Origin of the sequence: Streptococcus mitis (assembly GCF_003942965.1) — a bacterium.
Classification (GTDB): domain Bacteria; phylum Bacillota; class Bacilli; order Lactobacillales; family Streptococcaceae; genus Streptococcus; species Streptococcus mitis_BH.
Genome location: NZ_RJOG01000001.1, coordinates 127,461 through 144,400, shown reverse-complemented (window position 1 = coordinate 144,400; position 16,940 = coordinate 127,461). Strand labels below are relative to the sequence as shown.

The following is a 16,940-nucleotide window of genomic DNA, read 5'->3' as shown; positions in this document are numbered from 1 at the left end:
ACTATATACAGACAAAGGGCTTTTTATCGAGTGAAGGGCAAGGGAAGTTATCATATGTAGAGAAACTGCCCTATCTATTCTGTTTGACTTCTTTGGAAACAGTAGTGGTTTTTAGTATGAATTGTCCAATAGCTTTAAAGATTTTACCATGCTCTAAACTTAGTTGGATATCATTACGGTCTGAAAGTGTAAGGTGTTTCTGTTTTGTCATAGTGGACCTCATTTCTAACTCAGACGTCTCATACTTAATTCCACTATAAAAATCCGTTTTAGACTAATTTCCACTTTGACCAGCCAAGTGGAAGTTACTTTGAGAAATTACCTACTTTAAAAATCTACTAAAATAGCTTGAAAATATTGAAAAAGTATGGTAAAATGAAACTTGTCGTGTGAACGATAATACTCATTCTTGATGAATTGTGAAACAGTTGCCCTTGGGTCGTTTTGCGAGTTGAAGTCAAGAAGAGGAAAAAAACAAAAAGGAGAAATACTCATGGCAGTAATTTCAATGAAACAACTTCTTGAGGCTGGTGTACACTTTGGTCACCAAACTCGTCGCTGGAACCCTAAGATGGCTAAATACATCTTCACTGAGCGTAACGGAATTCACGTTATCGACTTACAACAAACTGTAAAATACGCTGACCAAGCTTACGATTTCATGCGTGATGCAGCAGCTAACGATGCAGTTGTATTGTTTGTTGGTACTAAGAAACAAGCAGCTGATGCAGTTGCTGAAGAAGCAGTACGTTCAGGTCAATACTTTATTAACCACCGTTGGTTGGGTGGAACTCTTACAAACTGGGGAACAATCCAAAAACGTATCGCTCGTTTGAAAGAAATCAAACGCATGGAAGAAGATGGAACTTTCGAAGTTCTTCCTAAGAAAGAAGTTGCACTTCTTAACAAACAACGTGCACGTCTTGAAAAATTCTTGGGAGGTATCGAAGATATGCCTCGTATTCCAGATGTTATGTACGTAGTTGACCCACATAAAGAACAAATCGCTGTTAAAGAAGCTAAAAAATTGGGAATCCCAGTTGTAGCGATGGTTGATACAAACACTGATCCAGATGATATCGATGTAATCATCCCAGCTAACGATGACGCTATCCGCGCTGTTAAATTGATCACAGCTAAATTGGCTGACGCTATCATCGAAGGACGTCAAGGTGAAGATGCAGTAGCAGTTGAAGCAGAATTTGTAGCTTCAGAAACTCAAGCAGATTCAATTGAAGAAATCGTTGAAGTTGTAGAAGGCGACAACGCTTAATTTATATAAATAGTAATTACCTAGGAGGGCGGGGCTTAGCCCGGCTCTCCTATTTTTAAAAAATATAGGAGAATCAAAATGGCAGAAATTACAGCTAAACTTGTAAAAGAGTTGCGTGAAAAATCTGGTGCCGGAGTTATGGACGCTAAAAAAGCGCTTGTAGAAACAGACGGTGACATCGAAAAAGCGATTGAATTGCTTCGTGAAAAGGGTATGGCTAAGGCAGCTAAGAAAGCTGACCGTGTTGCTGCAGAAGGTTTGACTGGTGTTTATGTTAACGGTAATGTTGCAGCAGTTATTGAAGTAAACGCTGAAACTGACTTCGTTGCGAAAAATGCTCAATTCGTTGAACTGGTAAATACTACAGCTAAAGTTATTGCTGAAGGAAAACCTGCTAACAATGAAGAAGCTCTTGCTTTGACAATGCCTTCAGGTGAAACTCTTGAAGCTGCATACGTATCTGCAACAGCAACTATCGGAGAAAAAATCTCATTCCGTCGCTTTGCTTTGATTGAAAAAACAGACGCACAACACTTTGGAGCATACCAACATAACGGTGGACGTATCGGTGTTATTTCAGTTGTTGAAGGTGGAGACGAAGCACTTGCTAAACAATTGTCAATGCACATCGCAGCGATGAAACCAACAGTTCTTTCTTATAAAGAATTGGATGAGCAATTCGTTAAAGATGAGTTGGCACAATTGAACCACGTTATCGACCAAGACAACGAAAGTCGTGCAATGGTTAACAAACCAGCTCTTCCACACTTGAAGTATGGATCAAAAGCTCAATTGACTGATGAAGTGATTGCCCAAGCTGAAGCTGACATCAAAGCTGAATTGGCTGCAGAAGGCAAACCAGAAAAAATCTGGGACAAAATCATCCCAGGTAAAATGGATCGCTTCATGCTTGACAACACTAAAGTTGACCAAGCTTACACACTTCTTGCACAAGTATACATCATGGATGACAGCAAGACAGTTGAAGCATATCTTGAATCAGTTAATGCTTCAGTAGTTGAGTTCGCTCGCTTTGAAGTTGGTGAAGGTATCGAGAAAGCTGCAAACGACTTTGAAGCTGAAGTTGCAGCTACAATGGCAGCAGCCTTGAATAACTAATAATAAAAAGGAAGCTAAATTGCTTCCTTTTTTCTATGCAGTCGATCTTTATAGGGAGATGTTCCTATTTTTAAGGTATAAATAAAAAGCCCTATAATAAGGGCTAAGTGTATTTAGGAGACTACACTTCAAATTCATAGAGTGCTGTAGAGAGATAACGTTCACCGTTATCTGGTGCTAGAGCAAGAACTTTTTTACCTGTACCTAATTTCTTGGCAACCTCGATGGCTCCGTAGATAGCTGCCGCTGAAGAAATCCCTACAAGGAATCCTTCTTTTCCACCAATTTCACGGCCGAGTGCTAGTGCATCGTCTGATGTTACACGAACGATACCATTATAAGCCTTTGTATCCAGTGTATCAGGAATAAATCCAGCTGAGATACCTTGAATTTTGTGTGGTCCAGGTTTTTCACCAGATAGAATAGCAGATTCGTCTGCCTCTACTGCAAAAACTTGAATGTTAGAATTTGCTGATTTGAGTGCATGAGAAACACCAGAAATCGTTCCACCGGTACCCACTCCAGCAACAAAGGCATCTAGTCCATCTTTACCGAAAGCAGCTAGTATTTCAGCTCCTGTTGTTCTTTCGTGTACTTCTGGATTAGCTGGATTGTCAAATTGAAGAGGAAGGAAACCATCACGTTCAGCAGCGATTTCTTGAGCCTTAGCAATAGCACCTTTCATTCCCTCGCTTCCAGGAGTTAGGACGAGTTCAGCGCCATAAGCTTGGATAATCTTACGTCGTTCTACACTCATAGTTTCAGGCATAACGATGACGACTTTATACCCTTTAGCAGCACCTACCCATGAAAGTCCAATACCAGTGTTTCCACTTGTTGCTTCAACAATTGTAGAACCTGGTTTCAGAATACCGTCTTGTTCAGCTTTTTCAATCATGCTAAGAGCAATACGATCTTTTACAGAAGAACCAGGATTGAATGCTTCAAGCTTTACATAGACGTCCGCAGCCCCTTCTGGCACGATGTTGTTGAGTTTAACAATCGGAGTTTGACCGATTAATTCAGTAATATTGTTATAAATAGACATATGAATACCTCTTTGTATAAGATATTTCTAGTATAACGCTAACTATACCATTTGTAAAATATAGAAATCCTATCGAAGTGATAGGATTTTTTTATATCACAGGTCTAAGCCATTAATTTTCAAACGATTGTGATAAGCTAATTCTAATAAATAGGTGTAAAGTGGAACGATATCCGTTTTCTTAGGGAATTCAAATTTATGAGCACTAAAATGCTCATTATGTGCTTTTAGAAAGACATTTTCTAAATAAGTAATAGTAATTTCACTATCATCTATACCTGCTCCAGCAGTTTCCATTTCAACGTTAACAATGTTCATCAAAAAGATTGATTTAATAGACATCTTACGACCGGTAGCGCCTTGTTTATCTGTAAAGATAATACGTATATTTGTAAATATAATTGAGTCACGAATCAGTTTATATCCACTTTGAATTTCTTCATTTTCTAGTAGATATTGTCCATATTCTTTGATAAGAGTTTCTTTGTTTTGCTCGCTAAAGTTACCAGCGAGTCCTTGAATGAATTTACCAAATGCCATATTTTTCTCCTTTGTTTACACTAAGTTTACAGGAAGTTCAACTTCTCGTAAACCTTGATCAGTTAAGATAACTTTTCCATGAAAAAACTCTACCAGTGCAGCTTTAATATTTTCTTTTTCTTCTTTATTAACATAAATCATCGTATCCACTTGATCTGTAAAGTTTGTCTCAAGTTCCGTAAGATCATGTTCCTTAAGAAAGTTGCTATACTCTTGGTACTGAGCATAAGACATTTGAATAGCAATGCCAGTCTGTTCCTTTATTTCAATGATGCCAATTTCTTTGACAGCTAAGGCAACACTGCCTGCGTAAGCACGAATCAATCCTCCAGCGCCTAGTTTAATACCACCAAAGTAGCGTGTCACTACCACACAGACATTGGTAAGATTGTGATTTTCTAGTACCCCAAGCATGGGAACGCCAGCAGTACCACTAGGCTCACCATCATCGCTTGTACGTTTGATTTCACTACGTTCTCCAATGATAAAGGCTGAGCAGTTATGTGTCGCTTTGTAGTGTTCTTTTTTAATGGTGGTGATGAAGTCACGAGCCTCTTCTTCGCTATAAACACGCTTAGCATGACAGATGAAGCGGGATTTTTTGATTTCTTCTTGGACTTGACCGTCTTCTTTAATTGTTCTAAATTCCATGATTTAATTGTACTAAAAAATCATCTAAAGCGCTAGGTTTTTACGAATAAAGAAGTATGAAAGTAAATCCAAATTATCTCGGTCGTTTGTTTACTGAGAATGAATTAACTAAAGAGGAACGTCAGTTGGCAGAGAAACTTCCAGCAATGAGAAAGGAGAAGGGGAAACTTGTCTGTCAACGTTGTGATAGTACTATTCTAGAAGAATGGTATTTGCCCATCGGTGCTTACTATTGTCGGGAGTGCTTGTTGATGAAGCGAGTCAGGAGTGATCAAGCTTTATACTATTTTCCGCAGGAGGATTTTCCGAAACAAGATGTTCTTAAATGGCGTGGTCAATTAACTCCTTTTCAAGAAAAGGTGTCAGAGGGACTGATTCAAGCAGTAGATAGGCAAGAGCCAACTTTAGTTCATGCGGTGACAGGGGCTGGAAAGACAGAAATGATTTATCAAGTTGTAGCTAAGGTGATCAATGCGGGTGGTGCAGTGTGTTTGGCCAGTCCTCGAATAGATGTATGCTTGGAATTGTATAAGCGCCTGCAAGATGATTTTGCTTGTGAGATAGCCCTTCTACACGGAGAATCAGAACCTTATTTCCGAACCCCATTAGTTGTTGCGACAACCCATCAGTTATTGAAGTTTTATCAAGCTTTTGATTTACTGATAGTGGATGAAGTTGACGCCTTTCCTTATGTTGATAATCCCACGCTTTACCACGCTGTCAAGAATAGTGTAAAGGAGAATGGACTGAGAATCTTTTTAACAGCGACTTCGACCGATGAGTTAGATAGGAAAGTCAGTTTAGGAGAATTAAAAAGACTGAGCTTACCTAGACGATTCCATGGGAATCCATTGATTATTCCTAAACCAGTTTGGTTATCGGATTTTAATCGCTATTTAGATAAGAATTGTTTGTCACCAAAGTTAAAGTCTTATATTGAGAAACAGAGAAAGACAGGTTATCCGTTGCTTATTTTTGCATCAGAAATTAAGAAAGGGGAGCAGCTAAAAGAAATCTTACAGGAGCAATTTCCAAATGAGAAAATTGGCTTTGTATCTTCTGTAACAGAGGATCGATTAGAGCAGGTACAAGCTTTTCGAGATGGAGAACTGACAATACTGATCAGTACGACGATATTGGAGCGTGGAGTTACCTTCCCTTGTGTGGATGTTTTTGTAGTAGAAGCCAACCATCGTCTGTTTACCAAATCTAGTTTGATTCAGATTGGTGGACGAGTTGGACGAAGCATGGATAGACCGACAGGAGATTTGTTTTTCTTCCATGACGGGTTAAATGCTTCAATCAAGAAGGCAATTATGGAAATTCAGCAGATGAATAAGGAGGCGGGGCTATGAAGTGCTTATTGTGTGAGCAGACTATGAAGGCTGTTTTAACTTTTAGTAGTCTCTTACTTCTGAGGAATGATGTCTCCTGTCTTTGTTTAGATTGTGATTCTACTTTTGAGAGGATTGGAGAAGAGAACTGTCCAAACTGTATGAAAATAGGTTTGTCAACGAAGTGTCAAGATTGTCAATTTTGGTGTAAAGAAGGAGTTGAGGTCAGTCATAGAGCGATTTTTACTTACAATCAAGCTATGAAGGATTTTTTCAGTCGGTATAAGTTTGACAGAGACTTCCTTTTAAGAAAAGTTTTTTCTTCATTTTTAAGTGAGGAGTTGAAAAAGTACAAAGAGTATCAATTTGTAGTCATTCCATTAAGTAAGGAGAGATATGCTGACAGAGGATTTAATCAGGTTGAAGGTTTAGTTGAAGCAGCAGGTTTCAAGTATCTGGATTTATTAGATAAAAGAGAAGAGAGAGCTAGTTCTTCTAAAAGTCGTTCAGAACGCTTGGCGACAGAACTTCCTTTCTTTATTAAAAGTGGAGTCAGCATTCCTAAGAAAATACTACTTATAGATGATATTTATACTACAGGAACAACTATAAATCGTGTGAAGAAACTGCTGGAAGAAGCNGGTGCTNNGGANGTNAAAACNTTTTCCCTTGTAAGATGAGGAAAAAATTTGCAAAANNAAAATGAAAGCGTTATAATNNANTNAGAAAAACAAAAATGTTTAGAAAGAAGGTACTNATATGATTAAATATAGTATCCGTGGTGAAAACCTAGAAGTAACAGAAGCAATTCGTGATTATGTAGTTTCTAAACTCGAAAAGATCGAAAAGTATTTTCAAGCTGAACAAGAGTTGGATGCTCGAGTTAACTTGAAGGTGTATCGTGAAAAAACTGCTAAAGTGGAGGTGACGATTCCACTTGGTTCAATTACTCTTCGTGCAGAAGATGTGTCTCAAGATATGTATGGTTCAATTGACCTTGTAACCGATAAAATTGAACGTCAGATTCGTAAAAATAAAACAAAAATCGAGCGTAAAAATAAAAATAAGGTAGCAACTAGTCAATTATTTACAGATGCTTTGGTGGAAGATCCAAATGTTGTCCAGTCTAGAGTTGTTCGTTCAAAACAAATTGATTTAAAACCAATGGATTTGGAAGAAGCTATTTTACAGATGGATTTGTTGGGACATGATTTCTTTATCTATGTGGATGTTGAAGATCAAACAACCAATGTGATTTATCGTCGTGAGGACGGTGAAATTGGTCTATTAGAAGTTAAAGAATCGTAAGCTTTTTAAGATAATCAAAAAGTTGTTTTGACTGTAGTGGCTTACTGAAAAGTCACAAGTTAGAGAATATCGAATAGGTATTCTCTTTTTTGATATTTAAAGCAATAAGAATGTTAGTGTTAAAGTCTTTAAAAGTATGTATTATAACAACTGTCTTTTTATAAAGTGTTTACAAGGATTGTTTAGGAAAGATAGATGCGATCTTTCATGTGAATAAGGTCTGTATGATAAAGGTAATTTTGTCTCTCATGAATCTGGATAGGGGATTTAGAATAGAAATGGCTTGATCGTGAGTTTTAGATGTAAGTTAATCTAAAATAGTAATGTTAGGGTCTTTTCTTCCTATTCTGTTTGTGATATAATTAACCAGTAAATAATTTCAAAGAATAGTATTTTCTCTTAAAAAGAGAAGTCCAAAAGGAAAGGAGTCAGATATGAGACAGCTAGCGAAGGATATCGATACCTTTTTGAATGAGGTGATTTTGCAGGCAGAAAATCAGCATGAAATCCTAATAGGTCATTGTACTAGCGAGGTGGCCCTGACCAATACCCAGGAGCATATTCTCATGCTCTTGTCAGAGGAATCTTTAACAAATTCAGAATTGGCGCGTCGCCTCAATGTCAGTCAGGCAGCAGTTACCAAGGCCATTAAGTCTTTGGTCAAGGAAGGGATGTTGGAAACATCTAAAGATCCGAAGGATGCGCGTGTGATTTTTTATCAATTGACTGATTTGGCTCGCCCAATTGCTGAGGAGCACCACCATCACCATGAGCATACACTTTTAACCTATGAACAAGTGGCGACTCAGTTTACTCCAAATGAACAAAAAGTGATCCAGCGGTTTTTGACTGCTTTAGTAGGAGAAATCAAATAATGAGATATATTACGGTAGAGGATTTATCCTTCTATTATGATAAGGAGCCCGTTCTTGAACATATCAATTATAGTGTTGATAGTGGGGAATTTGTTACCTTGACGGGGGAGAATGGGGCAGCTAAGACGACACTGATCAAGGCTAGTCTTGGTATCCTCCAACCACGCATTGGCAAGGTGACTATTTCAAAGACAAATACACAGGGTAAGAAATTGAGAATAGCCTACCTTCCTCAACAGATTGCCAGTTTTAATGCGGGTTTTCCAAGTACGGTTTACGAATTTGTCAAGTCGGGTCGTTATCCACGAAAAGGCTGGTTCCGTCGCTTGAATGCTCATGATGAGGAGCATATCAAGGCTAGTCTGGATTCAGTTGGCATGTGGGAACACCGAGACAAACGCTTGGGGTCTCTTTCTGGAGGGCAAAAGCAGCGAGCGGTGATTGCGCGTATGTTTGCTTCGGATCCAGATGTGTTTATCCTAGATGAGCCGACAACGGGAATGGATGCAGGAAGTAAAAATGAATTTTACGAACTCATGCACCACAGCGCCCATCATCATGGCAAGGCTGTTTTGATGATTACCCATGACCCTGAAGAAGTTAAGGATTATGCGGATCGCAATATTCATCTAGTCCGTAACCAAGACTCGCCATGGCGTTGTTTCAATGTTCATGAGAATGATCAGGAGGTGGGCCATGCTTAGTTTGTTATCTTATGACTTTATGCAACGTGCCTTTCTGGCCGTTATTGCCATGAGTCTTTTCTCGCCGGTATTGGGGACCTTCCTTATCTTGCGCCGTCAGAGTTTGATGAGTGATACCCTCAGCCACGTCTCGCTTTCGGGTGTAGCCTTTGGTCTGGTTCTGGGGATTTCGCCAACTATTTCCACTATTGCTATTGTCTTGATTGCGGCGGTCTTTCTGGAGTATCTCCGTACGGTTTACAAGAGCTTTATGGAAATCGGGACAGCTATCCTCATGTCAACGGGTCTGGCTGTTTCTCTGATTGTCATGAGCAAGGGTAAAAGCTCGAGTTCTATGAGTTTGGACCAGTATCTTTTTGGTTCAATCGTGACTATCAGCGAAGAGCAGGTTATTTCCCTCTTTGTCATTGCGGCGGTTGTTTTGATTTTGACCTTCCTCTTCCTTCGTCCGATGTACATTTTGACCTTTGATGAGGATACGGCCTTTGTGGATGGCTTGCCAGTTCGTACCATGTCCATTCTTTTTAACATGGTGACGGGGGTGGCCATTGCCCTTATGATTCCTGCTGCGGGAGCTCTTCTGGTATCGACCATTATGGTCTTGCCAGCTAGTATTGCCCTGCGTCTAGGGAAAAACTTTAAATCGGTTATGCTGCTTGCCAGTGCTATTGGATTTTTGGGAATGGTAGCAGGACTTTACATTTCCTACTATGCAGAAACACCTGCAAGTGCAAGTATTACCATTATTTTTGTAACTGTCTTTTTACTCATTAGTTTAGTAAGACGTTTTATCAAATAGGAGACTAACGTGAAAAAAATTAGCTTATTGATCGCCAGTCTATGTGCCTTGTTTTTAGTGGCTTGTTCCAATCAAAAGCAGGCAGATGGCAAACTCAATATCGTGACAACCTTTTACCCTGTCTATGAATTTACCAAGCAAGTCGCAGGAGATACTGCTAATGTAGAACTTCTCATCGGTGCTGGTACAGAACCCCATGAATATGAACCGTCTGCCAAGGCAGTTGCCAAAATCCAAGACGCAGATACCTTCGTTTATGAAAATGAAAACATGGAAACATGGGTTCCTAAATTGCTAGATACTTTGGATAAGAAAAAGGTCAAAACCATCAAGGCAACAGGCGATATGTTGCTTTTGCCAGGTGGTGAGGAAGAAGAGGGAGACCATGACCATGGAGAAGAAGGCCATCACCATGAGTACGATCCCCATGTTTGGTTATCACCAGTTCGTGCCATTAAACTAGTAGAGCACATCCGTAATAGCTTGTCAGCAGATTATCCTGATAAAAAAGAGACCTTTGAGAAGAATGCTGCTGCCTATATCGAAAAATTGCAAGCCTTGGACAAGGCTTATGCAGAAGGTTTGTCTCAAGCCAAACAAAAGAGCTTTGTGACTCAACACGCAGCCTTTAACTACCTTGCCTTGGACTATGGGCTCAAACAAGTCGCAATCTCAGGACTTTCTCCAGATGCAGAGCCATCAGCTGCTCGTTTGGCAGAATTGACAGAGTATGTCAAGAAAAATAAAATTGCCTATATCTACTTTGAAGAAAATGCCTCACAGGCCCTTGCTAACACACTTTCAAAAGAGGCAGGTGTCAAAACAGATGTCCTCAATCCTTTAGAAAGTCTGACAGAAGAGGACACCAAGGATGGAGAAAACTACATTTCCGTGATGGAGAAAAACCTCAAGGCTCTGAAACAAACAACGGACCAAGAAGGCCCAGCAATTGAGCCTGAAAAGGCAGAGGATACCAAGACAGTTCAAAATGGTTACTTTGAAGATGCAGATGTCAAGGACCGCACCTTGAGTGACTATGCAGGTAACTGGCAATCAGTTTATCCTTTCCTTGAAGATGGAACCTTTGACCAAGTCTTTGACTACAAGGCTAAGTTGACTGGTAAGATGACTCAGGCTGAGTACAAGGCCTACTATACAAAAGGCTATCAGACAGATGTGAATAAGATTAACATTACTGATAACACCATGGAATTTGTTCAAGGTGGACAAAGCAAGAAATATACTTACAAGTATGTTGGTCAGAAAATCTTGACTTACAAGAAAGGAAATCGTGGTGTGCGCTTCCTCTTTGAAGCCACAGATGCTGATGCTGGACAATTCAAGTATGTTCAGTTTAGTGACCACAATATCGCCCCAGTTAAGGCAGAACATTTCCATATCTTCTTTGGAGGCACAAGCCAAGAAGCCCTCTTTGAAGAAATGGATAACTGGCCAACCTACTACCCAGATAACCTATCTGGACAAGAAATCGCCCAAGAAATGTTGGCCCATTGATGAGAAACCGACTAGTTCATAGGAGCTAGTCGGTTTTTGGGTACTAGATAGCTAACTGCATTATAGACCTTTCAGAACTTTAAACAATAAATAAAACTCTTGAAATATCGGGGTCTGTATGTTAGAATGATTTTAATGGATAAGGTTCATTGGAACATCAAAGCCCTTAACTATGCCAGTAGTTAAGGGCTTTTTTGACGTATCTTAGCGATTTAACGGGTGTTGATAGGCTAGTCATTCGGTCTATTTCTTACCATCTAGCCATCTGCAGACGAAATACAAGATAATTCCTGCTATTACATCCGCTATAATAGTAAGAGCAAGCTCAGGCATAAGGCTCATTAGTTTCACCTCCTCTCACGAACCGTAAGGAACGTAATCGGTAACCGATGACAAAACAAAAATAGTATACACATCAAATGTAGATTATCAACCTCACTTAATGCTTGAACTATTGGAGTGCGGTTCACTTCAATGATGTTTTTTGTGAGTTTTTTAAAGGGATTAACCGTTACTTGTTTCGTTTCTTTGTCCATGACTTGTAAAACTCAGATAGTACTTAGATAAATAACTAGAAATACTCTGAGCATGGTTTATAACATATGTAACTTAAATTGACAGAGATTTGACGACAATGTGACAATTCACCTCTAATTATTGACATTTCAGGAAAAACCGCAGTAAAAACTGCACAGCCTTCTTTAAATGTGCTATAATACAGGAAAAATAATGATGGAGGTCACGATAATGGCAACATTTTTGATGATTTTTGTGGTGGTTTGTGTGCTCCTATTGGTAATAGTCACACTGAGTACAGTTTATGTGGTTCGTCAGCAGTCGGTGGCGATTATTGAACGCTTTGGGAAATACCAAAAGGTTGCCAATAGCGGTATTCATATTCGCTTACCTTTTGGGATTGACTCGATTGCAGCGCGGATTCAGTTGCGCTTGTTGCAAAGCGATATTGTGGTTGAGACCAAGACCAAGGACAATGTGTTCGTTATGATGAATGTAGCGACTCAGTACCGTGTCAACGAGCAGAGCGTGACAGATGCCTACTATAAACTCATGCGTCCAGAATCTCAGATTAAATCTTATATCGAAGACGCTCTTCGCTCTTCTGTTCCAAAATTAACCTTGGATGAATTGTTTGAGAAAAAAGATGAGATTGCCCTTGAAGTTCAACACCAAGTAGCAGAAGAAATGACTACTTACGGTTATATTATTGTGAAAACCTTGATTACTAAGGTCGAACCAGATGCAGAAGTTAAGCAATCCATGAATGAAATCAATGCGGCGCAACGTAAGCGGGTCGCAGCGCAAGAATTGGCGGAAGCCGATAAGATTAAGATCGTCACTGCAGCTGAAGCCGAAGCAGAAAAAGACCGCCTCCATGGTGTGGGGATTGCCCAACAACGTAAGGCGATTGTGGATGGATTGGCAGAGTCTATCACGGAACTCAAGGAAGCCAATGTTGGCATGACAGAAGAACAAATCATGTCTATCCTCTTGACCAACCAGTATTTGGATACTTTGAATACCTTTGCCTCTAAAGGAAATCAAACTATCTTTTTACCAAATACGCCAAATGGTGTGGATGATATCCGTACACAAATCTTGTCAGCCCTCCGTGCTGAGAAGAAATAATAGACTAATACTCTTCGAAAATCTCTTCAAACCACGTCAGCGTCGCCTTGCCGTAGATATATGTAACTGACTTCGTCAGTCTTATCTACTACCTCAAAACGGTGTTTTGAGCAACCTGCGGCTAGTTTCCTAGTTTGCTCTTTGATTTTCATTGAGTACAAAGAGCTTGGCAACAGGCTCTTTTTGTATTATCCTTGTAGCTTTGAGGATTAAAATCCTCCTCCACAAATTATAGAATCTTTTCTGAGTATTTAGGGAGTGATGGAGGAAATATTGAAAGCGCTTTTGTTTTGTGATATAGTCAAATTGATAGACTTGTTTAAAGAGGAATGCTTGTATGAGAAGAGAAGAAGTTTTACGAAATCACTGGTTTTTTAGTCAAGAGGTGGGGAAAGAGGATGCCTTGGCACCGGATTTTCAGAGGGGAAATTGGCAGGCTATTCAAGTGCCACACGACTGGAGTATTTACAATGATTTTGACCAGTATTCGCCAGCGCAAAATGAGGGTGGTCAGCTAAATGGGGGTCAGGCCTGGTACCGGACGCAGTTTTACTTGGAAGAAGATGTTAGTCTTGTATCGGTGCGTTTGTTGTTTGATGGAGTTTACATGAATGCCCAAGTCTATATCAACGGGCAAGTGCTGGGCTATTATCCCAATGGCTATACACCCTTTTCTTATGATATCACGCCTTATCTAAGAAATGATGGGACGGCCAACCAGCTTACGGTTTTTGTGGAAAATCAGCAACCTAGCAGTCGTTGGTACTCTGGTAGCGGTATTTATCGAGAAGTAAAATTATTGATTACAGATTCGGTGCATCTGGATTTATATGGGATTAGGATAGGAAGTCCCAAGCTCAAGGAACAAAGAGATGGATGGGTGGAAACTCAGCTTGAAAGTAAGGTTTCAAATGACGGACCTCAGTCCGTGTCGGTGTATTTGGAACAGAGTATCTGGTATGATGGCCAACAGCTGTCAGACTGGCAGGCGACAGACTCTCTAGTGATTGAGTCTGGGGACAAATATTCTTTCCAACAAGCCATATCAATTTTCCAACCTTTGCTTTGGGATATTGATCATCCCCACATTTACCAATTGAAGACTCGCCTTTACAAAAATGGCATTTTGGTTGATGAAGAAGAGGAGACTTTTGGTTACCGTTATATGGATTGGCAAGCGGATAAGGGTTTCTTTCTAAATGGTCGCTGGTTGAAGATTCATGGGGTTTGTTTGCACCATGACTACGGAGCGCTGGGAGCTGTGGAAAATAGGTCAGCTGCTGAGAGACGCTTGCGCCAGATGAAGGAAATGGGCGTCAATGCGATTCGAATCACCCATAATCCAGCTAGTAGTATTTTGCTGGATGTGGCTGCTAAAATGGGGCTACTTATTCAAGAAGAAGCCTTTGATACCTGGTATGGAGGCAAGAAAGAATATGACTATGGTCGCTTTTTTGAGGAAGAAGCGACTCATCCAGAAGCGAAAGCAGGCGATTTCTGGTCAGATTACGATTTGCGAATCATGATTGAGCGTGGCAAGAACAACCCAGCGCTCATTATGTGGTCCTTGGGAAATGAAGTCAGCGAAGCAAATGGCGATGCTCATTCATTGAAGACTATCAAACGCTTGCTAGAAAGGGTCAAGGAAGTTGATGATAGCCGTTTTGTGACCATGGGAATGGATCAATTCCGCTTTGGCGATGGTTCTGGAGGTCATGAAAAGATTGCTGATTTGCTGGATGTGGTGGGTTTGAATTACTCAGAAGACAATATTGATGGGATTCGCAAAAGACATCCCAAGTGGCGACTTTATGGGTCTGAAACCTCATCGGCTACACGGACGCGTGACAGCTATTTTCGCCCAGCTAAGGAATGGGTTGGGGATAATCGCCGCGTGCGGAATTTTGAACAGTCAGACTATGGTAATGATCGAGTTCCTTGGGGGAAGACAGCGACAGCTTCTTGGATAGCAGATAGAAATCGGCTAGATTACGCAGGTCAGTTTATTTGGACAGGAGTGGACTATATCGGTGAGCCGACCCCTTGGCACAATCAAAATGACACACCTGTCAAGAGTTCTTATTTTGGGATCGTGGATACAGCAGGGATTCCTAAAAATGACTATTATCTCTATCAAAGTCAGTGGTTGGACCTAGATCAGCATCCCATGGTTCATATCCTGCCCCACTGGAATTGGAAAATCCACAAGAGTTATCAACAAGTTGTGGATAAGTATGGGGATATCCCTGTTCGAGTGTATTCAAATGCTGGTTTTGTAGAGCTATTTCTCAATGGAAAATCTCAAGGTAGGAAGACTTTTCAGGAAAAATGGACTTCAGACGGTCGAAAATACCAAGAGGGAGAAGGTTCTGACCAACTCTATCTCGAATGGCGCTTGGCTTATCAACCAGGAGAATTGAATGCTGTAGCCTATGACCGTCAAGGTCAGATTGTAGCAGAAGATAGGGTGGTGACTGCAGGTAAGCCAGCCAAAATCGGGTTACATGCCGATAAATCACAACTGGAGCCAGATGGGCAAGACCTCCTTTATCTCTATTTTGATGTATTGGACCAAGCTGGAAATTGGGTGCCGAGTGCTTTCAATCAGCTTCATTTTGAAATTGAAGGCCCTGCTCGTATTGTGGGTGTGGATAATGGCAGGCAGGCCAGTCGTGAACGTTACCAAGCCCAGAAAAATGGTCAGTTTAAGCGGCAAGCCTTTCATGGCAGAGGTGTCCTTTTGGTTCAGAGTTTAGATCAGGCAGGTCACGTAAGAGTAAAGGCCAGTGCCAGAGGGCTAGAGCCAGCAAGTTTTGATATCTTAGTGGGAGAGGCTTTGGCTACCCAACCAGTGAAAAATAAGCGCTTGTTTGAGATTCGAGTGGACAAGCAGGCAGGATTACAAGAAGGGGATTCCCCAGCTATTGGACTTTATCCACAAACTGTGGATAACCCTGTGAACAAGGTGGGGAATAGTGAAGTGATTTGGGAGACTAGTGGTAGTGCCCACGCCATTATCAAGCAGGGAGTGCTTCATTGCTTGTCTGCAGGCGACTTGGCTATTCGCGCCATTTATCAAGGGGAGACCTATCAAACTCATTTGCAAGTCGCAGAAAATACCTCACTAGGGCAGGCAGTTTCTGTACGACCACTTCGCTTGTATACAGCTAAGGGGACTTATCCACAGATGTCATCTTCAGTTTTGGTGGACTATGAGTTCGGGGGTACAAAACGAGTCAAGGTTGTTTGGGAAGCAATCTCGGAAGAAGATATAGCAGGCTTTCATGAGTTTACAGTATCTGGTCAGCTAGAGGGTCTGGATTTAAAGGCTTCTGCTCAGGTTTGTGTTCAAGGGATTTGCGCTATTGAGCCTGAGAGGGTTTGGACGCTTGTCAAGGAACCCCCACACTTACCAGATCGAGTTAAGCTAGTCTTATCAGATGGCAGACGAGATACGGCCAAGGTGACTTGGGATGAACTCAAGCCTCAAATCTATGCTCAGGTAGGAGAATATGTGCTCACAGGACAAGTAGCGGGCTGTGAGTTGCCAGCAATAGTCACCATTCATGTGACAGATGCCAGTGTAGATGGAGAAGTTATTTCCAATCAGTGGACAGGGTCTAACCTGCCTCTGGTCTTTGCTTCTCACTCAGAGTCAAATCACCCAGCCTCTTACCTCAATGACAAGGTCATTGCTCGGAAGAAATCGACAGCCAATACTTGGATTACCAAGTCAGAGCAAGCCAGCGTGGGTATTCTTTTTGGAGATGCAGGGATTTTAAAACCGCGATTTGTGGATAACCTGACCTTGTATTATGTTGAGAATCAAGAATACGTGGCGGTTGATCCTAGCTTTATTGATTATTACATAGGGAATGAGCCTGCATTGCCTTGGACTTCCAACCATTTGGATAAGGATTCCCTGCTCAAGCAAGAGGAGAATTGGCGCCCTGTATCAGCTATCCGAAAAGTTTCAAGCGACAAGGATGAAGAGCTTCGTTTTGAATTTGACAAGGTGGAGACTTATGCCCTTCGTCTTCGATTTGAAGGCTTGACCAGTCCCCTAGCCTTAACAGAATTGCAAGTACATGCCAAAAAAGTAAAGAAAAATGTAGATAGGAAATAGT

The 16,940-nt window shown here is 40.9% G+C and carries 14 protein-coding genes and 1 pseudogene; 11 read left to right on the top strand and 4 right to left on the bottom strand.

Annotated features, from left to right (window positions below):
- Positions 1 to 7 precede the first annotated feature (7 nt).
- Positions 8 to 211, bottom strand: a pseudogene (locus D8837_RS00745) (helix-turn-helix domain-containing protein); the annotation flags it as partial.
- A gap of 282 nt (positions 212 to 493) precedes the next feature.
- Between D8837_RS00745 and rpsB the strand changes: the two are divergent.
- Positions 494 to 1,273: a 30S ribosomal protein S2 gene (gene rpsB / locus D8837_RS00740; RefSeq protein ID WP_000268470.1), complete on the top strand. Its 780-nt coding sequence runs from the start codon at positions 494 to 496 to the stop codon at positions 1,271 to 1,273.
- A 78-nt stretch (positions 1,274 to 1,351) separates the two neighbouring features.
- Positions 1,352 to 2,392, top strand: a complete 1,041-nt coding sequence (gene tsf / locus D8837_RS00735; RefSeq protein WP_033682512.1) for a translation elongation factor Ts — start codon at positions 1,352 to 1,354, stop codon at positions 2,390 to 2,392.
- A 121-nt stretch (positions 2,393 to 2,513) separates the two neighbouring features.
- Here tsf and cysK read toward each other — a convergent pair whose 3' ends face one another.
- The 3 genes from cysK to D8837_RS00720 form a co-directional block, all read right to left on the bottom strand.
- Complete coding sequence (gene cysK / locus D8837_RS00730; protein WP_125455875.1) at positions 2,514 to 3,440, bottom strand: cysteine synthase A; 927 nt, start codon at positions 3,438 to 3,440, stop codon at positions 2,514 to 2,516.
- 96 nt (positions 3,441 to 3,536) lie between these two features.
- A complete protein-coding gene (locus D8837_RS00725) occupies positions 3,537 to 3,980 on the bottom strand; it encodes a PH domain-containing protein (protein ID WP_061088574.1) in 444 nt (147 codons plus the stop codon).
- Positions 3,981 to 3,995: 15 nt separating this feature from the next.
- The gene (locus D8837_RS00720) at positions 3,996 to 4,631 is read right to left on the bottom strand and encodes a YigZ family protein (RefSeq protein WP_125455874.1); all 636 of its coding nucleotides are present in this window, start codon (positions 4,629 to 4,631) and stop codon (positions 3,996 to 3,998) included.
- Positions 4,632 to 4,687: 56 nt separating this feature from the next.
- Here D8837_RS00720 and D8837_RS00715 point away from each other — a divergent pair, with 56 nt between their 5' ends.
- The 9 genes from D8837_RS00715 to D8837_RS00675 all read left to right on the top strand — a co-directional run bounded on the left by D8837_RS00715 (position 4,688) and on the right by D8837_RS00675 (position 16,939).
- A complete protein-coding gene (locus D8837_RS00715; RefSeq protein ID WP_125455873.1) occupies positions 4,688 to 5,986 on the top strand; it encodes a DEAD/DEAH box helicase in 1,299 nt (432 codons plus the stop codon).
- Entirely contained in the window at positions 5,983 to 6,645 is a 663-nt protein-coding gene (locus D8837_RS00710; RefSeq protein WP_125455872.1) for a ComF family protein, read from the top strand. The genes D8837_RS00715 and D8837_RS00710 overlap by 4 nt, the downstream gene beginning before the upstream one ends.
- Positions 6,646 to 6,724: 79 nt before the next feature.
- The gene (gene hpf, locus D8837_RS00705) at positions 6,725 to 7,273 is read left to right on the top strand and encodes a ribosome hibernation-promoting factor, HPF/YfiA family (protein ID WP_000599100.1); all 549 of its coding nucleotides are present in this window, start codon (positions 6,725 to 6,727) and stop codon (positions 7,271 to 7,273) included.
- A gap of 434 nt (positions 7,274 to 7,707) precedes the next feature.
- On the top strand, positions 7,708 to 8,148 hold the full coding sequence (adcR, locus tag D8837_RS00700) for a zinc-dependent transcriptional regulator AdcR (protein WP_079253020.1): 441 nt from the start codon (positions 7,708 to 7,710) through the stop codon (positions 8,146 to 8,148).
- A complete protein-coding gene (locus D8837_RS00695) occupies positions 8,148 to 8,852 on the top strand; it encodes a metal ABC transporter ATP-binding protein (RefSeq protein ID WP_001269496.1) in 705 nt (234 codons plus the stop codon). Before adcR ends, D8837_RS00695 begins: the two co-directional genes overlap by 1 nt.
- The gene (locus D8837_RS00690) at positions 8,845 to 9,651 is read left to right on the top strand and encodes a metal ABC transporter permease (RefSeq protein ID WP_000950030.1); all 807 of its coding nucleotides are present in this window, start codon (positions 8,845 to 8,847) and stop codon (positions 9,649 to 9,651) included. The genes D8837_RS00695 and D8837_RS00690 overlap by 8 nt, the downstream gene beginning before the upstream one ends.
- A gap of 9 nt (positions 9,652 to 9,660) precedes the next feature.
- The gene (gene adcA / locus D8837_RS00685; RefSeq protein ID WP_125455871.1) at positions 9,661 to 11,166 is read left to right on the top strand and encodes a zinc ABC transporter substrate-binding lipoprotein AdcA; all 1,506 of its coding nucleotides are present in this window, start codon (positions 9,661 to 9,663) and stop codon (positions 11,164 to 11,166) included.
- Between the two features lie 762 nt (positions 11,167 to 11,928).
- Entirely contained in the window at positions 11,929 to 12,813 is an 885-nt protein-coding gene (locus D8837_RS00680) for an SPFH domain-containing protein (protein ID WP_004235732.1), read from the top strand.
- A gap of 337 nt (positions 12,814 to 13,150) precedes the next feature.
- Positions 13,151 to 16,939 carry a sugar-binding domain-containing protein gene (locus D8837_RS00675; protein WP_125455870.1) on the top strand — a complete coding sequence of 1,263 codons (3,789 nt, stop codon included), beginning with the start codon at positions 13,151 to 13,153 and terminating at the stop codon, positions 16,937 to 16,939.
- Position 16,940: the final 1 nt, after the last annotated feature.

Bases quoted from the DNA above. Each gene is read 5' to 3' on its own strand.
- tsf (WP_033682512.1), top strand. From the start codon at position 1,352: ATGGCAGAAATTACAGCTAAACTTGTAAAAGAGTTGCGTGAAAAATCT.
- D8837_RS00680 (WP_004235732.1), top strand. From the start codon at position 11,929: ATGATTTTTGTGGTGGTTTGTGTGCTCCTATTGGTAATAGTCACACTG.
- D8837_RS00675 (WP_125455870.1), top strand. From the start codon at position 13,151: ATGAGAAGAGAAGAAGTTTTACGAAATCACTGGTTTTTTAGTCAAGAG.
- D8837_RS00690 (WP_000950030.1), top strand. From the start codon at position 8,845: ATGCTTAGTTTGTTATCTTATGACTTTATGCAACGTGCCTTTCTGGCC.
- adcR (WP_079253020.1), top strand. From the start codon at position 7,708: ATGAGACAGCTAGCGAAGGATATCGATACCTTTTTGAATGAGGTGATT.
- hpf (WP_000599100.1), top strand. From the start codon at position 6,725: ATGATTAAATATAGTATCCGTGGTGAAAACCTAGAAGTAACAGAAGCA.
- D8837_RS00695 (WP_001269496.1), top strand. From the start codon at position 8,148: ATGAGATATATTACGGTAGAGGATTTATCCTTCTATTATGATAAGGAG.
- cysK (WP_125455875.1), bottom strand. From the start codon at position 3,440: ATGTCTATTTATAACAATATTACTGAATTAATCGGTCAAACTCCGATT.
- D8837_RS00725 (WP_061088574.1), bottom strand. From the start codon at position 3,980: ATGGCATTTGGTAAATTCATTCAAGGACTCGCTGGTAACTTTAGCGAG.
- rpsB (WP_000268470.1), top strand. From the start codon at position 494: ATGGCAGTAATTTCAATGAAACAACTTCTTGAGGCTGGTGTACACTTT.
- D8837_RS00720 (WP_125455874.1), bottom strand. From the start codon at position 4,631: ATGGAATTTAGAACAATTAAAGAAGACGGTCAAGTCCAAGAAGAAATC.
- D8837_RS00715 (WP_125455873.1), top strand. From the start codon at position 4,688: ATGAAAGTAAATCCAAATTATCTCGGTCGTTTGTTTACTGAGAATGAA.